An 11,295-nucleotide genomic window follows, 5' to 3' on the forward strand; every position below is an offset into this window, starting at 1 on the left:
AATAACTCTAGCATTTTAAAAATGAAATATTAATTCGATCATATAAATTGCATTTTTAAGAGTAAAATTGCTAAAATACTGCTTCTAATTTTAACTAAGGAAAAATTTTGAGAGTTTTGTTAGTTTTATTTTTATTAAGTTTAACTCTTTTTGGTGCTGAAGCAACCATACCAACTGTAAATTTAAGCCTTAGTGCCCCAAATAGTCCTCAACAACTTGTAACAACCTTAAACATAGTTATAGTTTTAACTATACTAGCTCTTGCCCCTACTATTATTTTTGTAATGACTTCATTTTTAAGACTTGTCGTAGTATTTTCTTTTTTAAGAACAGCTCTTGGCACCCAAACTATGCCACCAAATACCATACTAATAACTTTGGCTTTAATTTTAACTTTTTTTATTATGGAGCCTGTGGCTACAAAATCATACAATGAGGGTATAAAACCATACATTGCTGAGCAAATAGGCTATGAAGAAGCTTTTGCTAAAGGTGTTAAACCTTTTAAAGATTTTATGCTTAAAAATACTAGAGAAAAAGACTTAGCACTTTTTTATAGGATTAGAAATTTAGAAAATCCAAAGACCATAGATGATGTACCTTTAACAGTTTTAGTGCCAGCTTTTATGATAAGTGAGCTTAAAACTGCTTTTGAAATAGGCTTTTTACTTTTCTTGCCATTTTTAGTTATTGATATGGTGGTAAGTTCTGTATTAATGTCTATGGGTATGATGATGCTACCTCCTGTTATGATTTCTATGCCTTTTAAATTACTTATTTTTGTACTAGTAGATGGATGGAATTTGCTCATACAAAATTTAGTCAAAAGTTTTTTAACTTAGTAATTTAGAGTAAGATATGTATGTTTTTTCCTCTTTATTTAGTATATTTTGCTTACTTTTTGGTGGATATTTTGCCAAAAAAATCAAAATTTTAAAACAAAAACAAGCACGTGCTTTTTTAGATTTTGCTATTATTTTTGCCTTGCCTTGCTTGATTTTTGAGCGTGCTTATCATTTAAATTTTGATTTTTCTTTGATTGTTATTATATTGCTTGGTTTGGGTTGTGCTATTTTTTCAGCATTATGCTGTGTATTTTTAGCTCTTTGTTTTAAATTTAGCAAAAGCACTCTTGTGAGTATTTTTTTACTTTCTAGCTTTGGAAATACTTTGTTTGTAGGTATACCTATTATTAGTGGAATTTATCAAGATCCTCATTTTTTGGGTGAGATTATCCTTTATGATGCACTTGCTACTTCTTTGCCAGTGGCACTACTTGCTCCCTTTATCATATCTTTAGCTAGTGAGCAAAAGGTAAGTTTTTTACAAAATCTTAAAAAAGTTTTTACTTTTCCTCCTTTTGTTGCTTTGATTTTAGGACTTTGTTTTAAACTTGCCACGCTTCCTGATTTTATCTTTGAACCTTTACGTATGCTTGGAGCTAGTGCCACACCTATAGCACTTTTTGCCATAGGTTTAAATTTAGGCTTTTTAAGTATCAAAACTTCTTATAAAGCAACTATAATAGTCATTTTTGGAAAAATGATACTCACACCTTTAATATTTTTAGCACTTTTAAAGCTTTTAAATTTCAAATTAAATCCTAGCTCTATCATCGCTTTACTTGAATCAGCTATGCCTACTATGACAATGGTTGCAGCAATGACCATGAAAGCAAAACTTGATACAAATTTAGCGGTTAGTTCTGTGGCTTTTGGTATAGTTTTTGCCTTTATTTCTTTACCTATTTGGGTATATTTTTTAAGCTAAGGATATAAATGGCATTTGCTATATTTGGAAAATACCTTTATGATGATCTTGCCTTCACTCTTAAAGCCCATACTCAAAAAGAAAGTAAAAAAGCTTTTAAAATCATAGAAAAATATAAAAATCGATATTATTTTTTAGGTTATATTCAATATGAATTTTATAAATATCTAGAAGATAAAAATTATAAAAGCAAAGAGCCTTTTTTGTATTTTTTTGCTTTTAAATCAAAAAAAATCTTTATAAGTGAAGAAAAAAATTTAGACTTTTATCCATGTTTTTCATCCAATTTAAACCAAGAAAAGTATTTTGAAAACTTTAACAAAGTCAAAGAAGCTATAGCTAAAGGTCAAAGTTATCAAATCAATCTCACTCAAGAATTACATTTACAATCAAATCTTAATGTGTATGAGAGTTTTTTAAGTCTTTATCCTAAGCAAAATACCCCTTATAAGGCTTATATGAAAAATGAATTTTTAGAACTAGCTTCATTTTCACCTGAGCTTTTTTTTAAAATCAAAAATAAAAAAATCGTCACAAAACCCATGAAAGGCACAATCAAACGCTCAAATAATCCAAAAGAAGATGAAAATCTAAAAAACTTTTTAAAATGCGATGAAAAAACCATTAGTGAAAATGTAATGATAGTTGATTTATTACGCAATGATATTTCAAAACTCATCAAAAAGCATTCTTTAAAATGCGAACTTTTTAAGGTTAAAACCTACCCTACCTTACACCAACTCATTTCAAAAATAAGCGGAAAATTAAAACAAGAAAATGATTATTTTAAAATTTTCAAAGCCCTTTTCCCATGTGGATCCATCACAGGTGCACCTAAAATAGAAACCATTAAACTCATAGAAAATTTAGAGCAAAGAAAACGCGGGATTTATTGTGGAGCGATAGGTTTAATCCATAAAAACAAAGCAAAATTTAGCGTAGCCATACGCACTTTAGAGAAAAAAAATAATGATGATTTTTTAAGATATGGTGTGGGAAGTGGGCTTGTGTGGGACTCACAAAAACAAGATGAATTTGAAGAATTAAAACTAAAAAGCAAAATTTTAGAACCTAACTTTTATTTATTTGAAACAATGTATTATAAAAACCATTCTATTTTATTTTTCAAAGAACATTTACAAAGAATTTTAAACTCAGCTAAATTTTTTGGCTTTGATACTCAAAGATTAATACATGATTTTAAAAATATACTAGAGAGTAAAGATAAAAAATTCCATTTTAAATCTTTACAAAATTTTAACAATTTTGTTTTCAACCATCATCATTTTTTTACAAAAAGTAATTTTACTCAAAAAGGTTCAAAAGCTATTAAACTAAAACTTTTCAAAAATGGCCTTTATGAGTTTGATTTTAACAATATACAAGAAAATTCAAGCAAAAAACTACTCATAAGTAAAGACATCGTAAAAGTAAATCTTTTAACACACCATAAAACTTCTCTGCGTAGTTTATATGAAGCAAATTCATATCTATGGAAAGAAAACATTTGCTATGATATAGTTTTTTTTGATGAAAAAAGCATACTTTGTGAAGGTTCAAGAACTAACATTATCATAAATTTAAATGATGAGTATTTTACCCCTTATGCTAAAAACTGCCTCAATGGCATTTATAGACAAGCACTCTTAAAACATAAACTCATCAAAGAAAAAGATATCACTAAAAATGAGCTTTTAAATGCTAAAGAAATTTATACTATAAATTCTTTAAGAGGCTTAAAAAAGGTGTTTTTATGAAAGTTTTGATTATAGATAATTATGATTCTTTTACCTACACCATAGCCTTTTATTTAAAAGAATTAAATATTGCTTATAAAATCATCAAAAACGATAAATTTAAAAACCCCAAAAAACTTAAAAAATATGATTTTACTCATCTTTTAATCTCCCCTGGACCAAATTCACCCAAAGAATCAAAGTTAAGTTTCAAAGCTATAAAATATTTTAAAAAAGATAAAAAAATTCTTGGAATTTGTCTAGGACATCAATGTATAGCACATGTTTTTGGTGGTAAAATTTCTAAACTTCCAAACCCAACTCATGGTAAGGTAAAAACTATAAAATTTAAACCAAACCCTCTTTTTAAAAATCTTGAGCAAAATTTTAAAATTTGTTTATATCACTCTCTTTATGTTAGCCATATAGGTAAAAAATGTGAAATTTTAGCCCATAGTGAAGATAATATCATCATGGCTTTAAAACATAAAAAATACGATATTTACGGGGTTCAATTCCACCCTGAAGCCATACTAAGTCAAAATGGCAAAAAGCTACTTAAAAATTTTCTTGCTTTATCATTACTTTAAGTTATATTTTCTATAATAAAACAAAAAGTTTAAAAATGAAAATTTTATATCTACTTTTCTTGCCCTTATTTTTGCTAGCTAACAATCTTAAAGAATTTATAGATTTAAGTTTAAACAATGAAAATTACTTACAAAAACAACTCCAATTTTCAAAAAGTATTTTAGAACAAGAAAGTGTGCAAAATGCTTATTTACCAAGTTTACATTTAGGTGTTTCTTATCTTGGCTCAAACAAAGATCGCTTTATCATAGAACCTCAAGAAAGTCTAATGAGTACCCTTTCGCTTAAATTTTTACTTTTTGATGGAGGTAATAGAGAAGCAAAAATCGCTAGCATGCAAAGTCTAAAACAACTTGCTCATCTTGAAAAAGAAAACATGGCAAATTATATGGCACTTAGTGCTAGTGTTTTGTATTTTAATTATCTTAGTTTAGAAAGTATTATAGCAAGTGATAAACAAAAAGAAATCGCTCTGCAAAATCAACTCAAGCGCTTAGAAAATTTTTACCAAGCTGGACTTGCTAGCCAAAGTGAGCTTGAAAGCATAAGAGCAAAATTTGAGTTAAGCACTTATGAATTAGCTCAAAATGAATTAAAACTATATGAATTAAAAAATGAAATTTATAATCTTAGTAGAACGCATTTTACACCTTCTTTTCAAAATATTTTACAAGAACCAAGTGTAGAAAAAAACAAAAGCTATGAAATAGCCCTTATGCAAGAAAAATTAAATTTAGAAAATTTAAAAATAGACTCTGCTAGAGCTGAGTTGTTTCCAAAAATATTTTTACAAAATAGTTTTAGTTTTTATGATATGAACTACAATCCTAAATTACCGCATGAGCTAAAATCAACAAGCGAAAGCTTTCTAAAAGAACATGGACAAAGCAATCGTTTTATTTTAGCTTTTGAGTGGAAAATTTTTGATTTTGGTGCTAATCAAAAAGCTCTAGAAGCTCAAAAATATACAAGCAAAATCACTCAATTAGAGCTTGAAAAAACTAAAAGAAAAGTAGATATAGAACTTGATAATCTTTTACAAGAAATTGAAATTTCTAAAGTTAAAATAAAAGCATTAAATGCGAGCCTCAAAGCAGCTAATTTAGCTTTTGAGGCCATTGAGAAAAAATACACTGCAGGACTTTGCTCATATGTAGAATACCTAAATGCATTAGAATTAAAATACAAAAGTCAAAGTCAGCTTGAACTAGCTAAAAATGAATATGAAATCACAAAAGCAAGGTATTATTTTACAGCTGGAATTGATATAAAAACAAAGGTTTTAGAATGAAATTAGTATTTTTAATTTTATTTTCTTTACTCACTTTAAAAGCTGAAGAAATTTATGCTAGTTTTGATGTGCTCGCACAAAATCAATCAAAATTATCCTTGCAAAGTGCTGGTATAGTTAAGGCAATTTATGTGAATGTTAATGATAAGATAAAAAAAGATCAACTTTTACTTAAACTTGAAGATTCTAGCGAGCAAATAGCCTTAAAATTAGCACAAAATGAATACAAACTTGCCACTCTTGCACTAGAACATGCTAAAAGTTCTTTGGAAAAATTTAAAAAGGTACAAGAAGTTATAGACAAGCAAAGCTATGAAAATGTTTTATTTGAGTTTCAAAAAGCACAAAGTCTGCAGCAAAAAGCTTTTTTAAATATACAATATTATAAAGACTTAATTGATAAAAAAACTCTAAAAGCCCCTTATGATGGGATTATTTCTAACAAATATATTGACATAGGAGATGGAGCTAGGGGAATTTCTCATGTTTTATTTGAATTTTTTTCTTATCCAAAAGTAAAATTGCTTTTAAGTTTTGATGAAAAATTTAAAGATAAGGTAAAAGTTGGTGATATTTTTATTTATAAAATAGACTCAGATGAAAAAGAATATCAAGGCAAAATTACACTTATTTATCCAAGTATAGACATAAAAACACGAAAAATTTATGCAGAAGTTGAAGCCTTAAACTTTACTCCAGGTTCTTTTGGAGAAGGAAAAATCATCACCAAGGATTAATCTTGTATCGTTTTGCTATTAACAATCCTATTGCTGTTTTGATGTTTTTTATCGCTTTGGTGATTTTTGGTACTTTTTCTATTTTTAGTATGCCTATTAATCTTTATCCAAAAGTAGATATTCCTTTGATTAAAATCACCACAACCGCTAATGGAGATTTAAAATTCATAGAATCTAAAATAACCAAAGAAATAGAAAATGCAATTTCAGATGTACAAGGGATAAAAAATATCAATTCTACAAGTTATAATAATTTTTCTATTTCTGTTGTTGAATTTGAATTAGGCAAAAACTTAGAAGTAGCTGCAAACGATATTAGAGATAAACTTAATACCATCAATCTTCCAGCAAAGCCAACCTTAGAAAAAATATCCCCTGATGCAGGATCTGTTGTATCATTATTTTTAAGTTCCAAAGATCATTTAAAACTTATGCGAAAAATTGACAATGATATAAAACCATTTTTACAGAAAATTTCAGGAGTTGGAACGATCAATGATATAGCCTTTTTAAAACCACAAGTTCAAATCAAACTCTTGCCTAATGCCTTACAAAAATACCACATTAATGCACTTGATGTAGCTAAAATCATCCAAAGCCATAATTTTAAACAATATCTAGGTGAGTTTGAAAATTCAAAAGATAATTTCACCATCAAAGGATATTTTGAAGCACAAAATTTAAAAGAGCTAGAAAATATACGTATTTTTAGTGGAATATTTTTAAAAGATATAGCAAATATTAGCTATGGCTTAGAAGATCAAAAGCAATTTGCAATGCTTGATACAAAAGATGGGGTGTTGCTTGAGCTTAATAAAATTTCTGGTTATAATTCCTTAAAAGTTATAGAAAATATCAAAAATTCCTTAAAAACACTGCAAACAATAGCAGGCAATGAGGTAGAAATTAAAATAGTTTATGATAAGAGCCAAAACATCTTAAAACATATCAATCAAGTTATTTTTGATATGGTTTTTGGCGTGATTTTAACACTTTTAATAGTATATGTATTTTTAAGAAATATCAGTGCGACTATTTTAGCTTTTATTGTTTTACCAACTTCAATTATTTCTAGTTTTTTTCTCATTAATCTTTTAGGTTATGATATTAATCGCTTAACCATCATAGCTCTTACTTTAAGTATAGGAATTTTTATAGATGATGCTATAGTTATCATTGAAAGTATAGCCAAAAAAGCAAAAACACTCCCTCCTTTACAAGCTTCATTTGAAGGGATTAAAGAAATAGGCTTTAGCGTTTTAAGCATTAGTGCGGTTTTATTGTGTGTGTTTATACCTATTGCTTATATGAATTCAGTTCCTGGTTTATTTTTTAATGTATTAGCTACTAGTGTTGCTTCTGGGGTAATTATAAGCTATCTTGTAAGTGTATTTTTAGTACCTACCTTAAGTGCTAGATTTTTAAATACTAGTGAAAGTACATTTTATAAAAAAAGTGAATTTTTATTTATAAAACTTGACTTATTTTATGAAAAGCTACTTTATAAAGTTTTAGCTAATAAGATTAAATTTATCCTATCAACGCTTATTATAATTATTTTATGTTTTTCTTTAGCTCCTAAAATAGGCTTAGATTTTCTACCTATAGAAGAAGATAGTGAAATACAAGTCTTATTAGAAAGTAAAAACGACCTATCTTTAGAAGCTATGAAGGCAAAAAGTTTAAAAGTATATGAAAATATAAAGCAAGATCCAAATGTTGCTTATGCATATTTACTTATAGGATATAATGACGCAAAGGAAATTAAAAAAGCAAAAATTTATGTAAAATTAAAACCTTTAAATGAAAGAAAATTCAGACAACCTAAGCTTATTAGCCTTTTTCAAGAAAAATTAAACTCCTATAAAGACTTAAAAATAAAAGTTTTAGAACTCCCTAAAATAGAAGGAGCAGGCATTGAAGATCCAGTTCAAATTCAAATTTTAGGTGATGATTTAAAGCTAATAAAAGAAGCTATTAATAGAATGAAAGAAGTGTTTTTAAAACACGAAGGTTTTGTTGCTATAGATGATAATGAAGGGGATTTAAAAGAAGAAATTGCTATTAATATCAATAGAGAAAAAGCTGCCAAACTTGGTATTAATCCTCAAGAACTTGCTTATGTCTTGGCTTATTCATTTGGAAATTTAAGCGTTGGAAATATGGATTATAAAAATTTTAAAGATGAAATTATCCTTAGCTTTGATGAAGCTTTTAAACAAAATCCAACCAGTTTAGAGCTAATAGAACTTAAAAATCATAACAATGAAAGTATAAAGCTTGCTAGTATTGCTAGCTTTTCTTATAAAAAAGATCTTTCTTTAATTAATAGACACAATAAAACTACTAGTATAAAACTCACTTCAAGCATAGAAAACATTTCTTTAGGTGAAGTAAGAAAAATTTTTGAGTCCAATTTAGCTTATATTTTAGGAAACAATGACCTATCTTTTGCTTATTCTGGTTTTTTGGACTTTTTAGATGACACCATTAGTGGGTTTTTATTTTCTATATCTTTGGGGATGATTTTGATTTATTTAATCCTTGCTTCTTTGTATTCAAGTTTAATACTTCCTTTAATCATCATGATAAGCATGCCTTTGGCTTTTGGTGGAGCTTGTTTTGGAATTTTTATCACAGGAAACCACTTTTCTTTATTTGTGCTTGTAGCTATTATTTTGCTTTTTGGAATGGTAGGAAAAAATGCTATATTATTAGTAGATGTAGCTAATAAAAAATGTGATGAAGGCATGGAAGTAGAAAAAGCACTAATTTATGCAGGAAAAAGTCGTTTAAGAGCCATTTTAATGACAACCTTTGCGATGATTTTTTCCATGCTTCCACTAGCACTTTCAAGGGGTTCTGGCTTTGAAGGAAATTCTCCTATGGCCATTGCTATTATATTTGGTCTTATTAGCTCAACCTTACTTACACTTTTAGTAGTGCCAGCTTTATTTAAATTTGCTCATAATTTAGATGTGAAAATTAAAAAAATCTACCAAAGAGAGAAAATTTAATTACTTTTTGAAAATCTCATTTACTTTAAACTTAAATTTATGGGGGGGGGTATAATTGCTTTTTTCAATTTAAATTTATAAGGAGTAATCAAATGAAACTTTCTTATTGCACAAGTAAAGTTTTAATGGGAGTTGGTATTAGTGCATTATTAAGCAGTGCTATCTTAGCACAAGAAATTACCATAACAGATGGCACTATGAATCAGTATTTTGAAACTAGTGATGGTAGAAATTTCAACTTAAAAACAGATCATACTAATGGTGATTTAACTCTAAATCTTTCCTACACAGACTTAGCTAATGCTATAGCTAACGATGAATTTAAAGATCTCTCAAGAGTAAATATTAACTTAGGTTCCAACAACCTTACTTTTAAAAATACTTCAGAAGGTGCTAGTTATGTAACAAACTATACCATTAATGCTAAAAAAACTGAGGCAACAGATGTGATATTTCAAAGCTTAGATGGAAAATCCATCGTAAATGGAGATTTTAGTATAAAAGGTTCATCTAATCCTGCAGAGGGTGTTTTAGATGATATAAAATCTTCAGCTATTTTAATCGCCGATGGACATGGCCTACAAGGCTCTCTTGAAGTAAATGGAAATTTTACAGCAGATCAATCTACTCTATTTACCATAGGTGGCAATAAAAGTCAAAACCACATACAAATAAATGGTAAAGCAAATATCACAAATTCAAACTTTTCCATAGGAACAACAAGCTTTGGTGATTTAGCTTTAAATAATTATGTTTTCATGGGTGCAAGCGAAGGATTTAATGAAGATATAACAAGCTCAAACAAAGCTAGTGCAAACATAAGTAAAAATTTTGAAAACATTGTAGGTATGAGCAGCAAAGATTTAGGACTTAGTTATGAAATTGTAAGAGCTATAGATGTAAAAGATTTTGTTGATTATGAACTTTCTACAAAAGATAATAAGCTTTTAATTAGTGGTGGTGCAAATGAAAATGTAAATAACAACAAGATGGTTTTAGAAAGTGATAAAAAATATCTAGAATTAATTAAAACTGATTTAGAAGATGCCAAAGATGAAGAAGGTGTTAATATAGAAAAAATAGACGAAGCCATTGCAAAAATTGATGAACAAATAAAACAAATTCAAGATATGATTAGCAATGCTGAAAATGGAGAAATCTCTAATGATGATTATATTAAAAACGATTCTAGTGTTTCAACTTCTAACAAAGACTTTGTTTCTAAAATTTTAGATGGACTTGCACTCGGTAAAGATTTTAATGCAATAGGTAGTATTAAATTTGATAAAGTCGGGGAACAAGTAGCAAATGATATAAAAGATTCAGCTAAATCTATCTCAAATGTAAATCAAGCCTCATCAGGTATAAACTCGACTATCAATGTATCAAATGATGTATCTATAGGTTCTCGTGTAGCTATGTTAAATAATCCTTATGGAAATTATGCTACAAAATTATCTCAAATAAGATTTGCTACTAATGATTATAGAGGAAATTATGTTGATAATTATAATAACAGCATTTGGGGTAATGTAATAGGTGGTGCAAACATCATAGATGGGGATAGCGGTGCTTTATATGGAGCCACTATAGGTATGGATAGAAAAGTCAATGATGATGTTATTATTGGAGCTTATTTTACTTATGCAAATGCTGAAATAAAAGATAATCTTTTAACCCAAAAATCAGATAACTTCCAATTTGGAGCTTATTCTAATATCTATATAAGTCCAAAAGTAGAAGTTAATGTTAAAGCCTATGCTCAAATTTCTCCTACAGATCAAGATATTGTAAATAGAGGATTTAACACTACAAATAGTGCTGATTTTAATAGAAAATTCTTCGGTTTGAGTGCTAATATGGGATATGTTTTTGATTTTAGTGATAATACTTTATTTATCAAGCCTTTCGCTGGAGCAAACTACTACTATGCACATACTCCAAGCTATAAAGAAAATGGCATAGCAGGAAAAGATGTCAATAGCGCTAGCAACAATTCTATTTCATTGGAACTTGGCGCTGAACTTAGAAAATATATGAATGAAGAATCATATCTATTTATCACTCCAAAAATAGAACAATATGTAATGAATAATGGAGATGATTTTGTAGCAAGTTTAAACGGTGTAGCATTACCTAGTGTAAAAAGTGAT

General features: G+C 28.1%; 8 protein-coding genes. All 8 read left to right on the forward strand.

What is annotated here, in order from left to right; genetic code table 11:
• The first annotated feature begins 107 nt into the window (after nt 1–107).
• Nucleotides 108–842: a flagellar type III secretion system pore protein FliP gene (gene fliP / locus CAMP5053_RS07690; RefSeq protein WP_087700482.1), complete on the forward strand. Its 735-nt coding sequence runs from the start codon at nt 108–110 to the stop codon at nt 840–842.
• A 16-nt stretch (nt 843–858) separates the two neighbouring features.
• Nucleotides 859–1,770, forward strand: coding sequence for an AEC family transporter (locus tag CAMP5053_RS07695; RefSeq protein ID WP_337217592.1), 912 nt, complete (start codon nt 859–861; stop codon nt 1,768–1,770).
• 8 nt (nt 1,771–1,778) lie between these two features.
• A complete protein-coding gene (locus CAMP5053_RS07700; RefSeq protein ID WP_337217593.1) occupies nt 1,779–3,527 on the forward strand; it encodes a bifunctional chorismate-binding protein/class IV aminotransferase in 1,749 nt (582 codons plus the stop codon).
• A complete protein-coding gene (locus tag CAMP5053_RS07705; protein ID WP_214136353.1) occupies nt 3,524–4,096 on the forward strand; it encodes an anthranilate synthase component II in 573 nt (190 codons plus the stop codon). Before CAMP5053_RS07700 ends, CAMP5053_RS07705 begins: the two co-directional genes overlap by 4 nt.
• A 35-nt stretch (nt 4,097–4,131) precedes the next feature.
• Nucleotides 4,132–5,388: a TolC family protein gene (locus CAMP5053_RS07710; protein ID WP_337217594.1), complete on the forward strand. Its 1,257-nt coding sequence runs from the start codon at nt 4,132–4,134 to the stop codon at nt 5,386–5,388.
• Entirely contained in the window at nt 5,385–6,125 is a 741-nt protein-coding gene (locus CAMP5053_RS07715; RefSeq protein ID WP_214100341.1) for an efflux RND transporter periplasmic adaptor subunit, read from the forward strand. Before CAMP5053_RS07710 ends, CAMP5053_RS07715 begins: the two co-directional genes overlap by 4 nt.
• A 2-nt stretch (nt 6,126–6,127) precedes the next feature.
• Nucleotides 6,128–9,142, forward strand: coding sequence for an efflux RND transporter permease subunit (locus CAMP5053_RS07720; protein WP_261544791.1), 3,015 nt, complete (start codon nt 6,128–6,130; stop codon nt 9,140–9,142).
• 92 nt (nt 9,143–9,234) lie between these two features.
• On the forward strand, nt 9,235–11,295 hold a 2,061-nt coding region (locus tag CAMP5053_RS07725), incomplete at its 3' end, for an autotransporter outer membrane beta-barrel domain-containing protein (protein ID WP_337217595.1).

The sequence above is a fragment of the Campylobacter sp. S4:11 genome (assembly GCF_024723695.1).
GTDB lineage: Bacteria > Campylobacterota > Campylobacteria > Campylobacterales > Campylobacteraceae > Campylobacter_D > Campylobacter_D jejuni_C.

What these genes read in the sequence shown, in the direction of transcription:
- CAMP5053_RS07695 (WP_337217592.1), top strand. Translation starts at nt 859, where the DNA reads ATGTATGTTTTTTCCTCTTTATTTAGTATATTTTGCTTACTTTTTGGT.
- CAMP5053_RS07700 (WP_337217593.1), top strand. Translation starts at nt 1,779, where the DNA reads ATGGCATTTGCTATATTTGGAAAATACCTTTATGATGATCTTGCCTTC.
- CAMP5053_RS07715 (WP_214100341.1), top strand. Translation starts at nt 5,385, where the DNA reads ATGAAATTAGTATTTTTAATTTTATTTTCTTTACTCACTTTAAAAGCT.
- CAMP5053_RS07710 (WP_337217594.1), top strand. Translation starts at nt 4,132, where the DNA reads ATGAAAATTTTATATCTACTTTTCTTGCCCTTATTTTTGCTAGCTAAC.
- CAMP5053_RS07705 (WP_214136353.1), top strand. Translation starts at nt 3,524, where the DNA reads ATGAAAGTTTTGATTATAGATAATTATGATTCTTTTACCTACACCATA.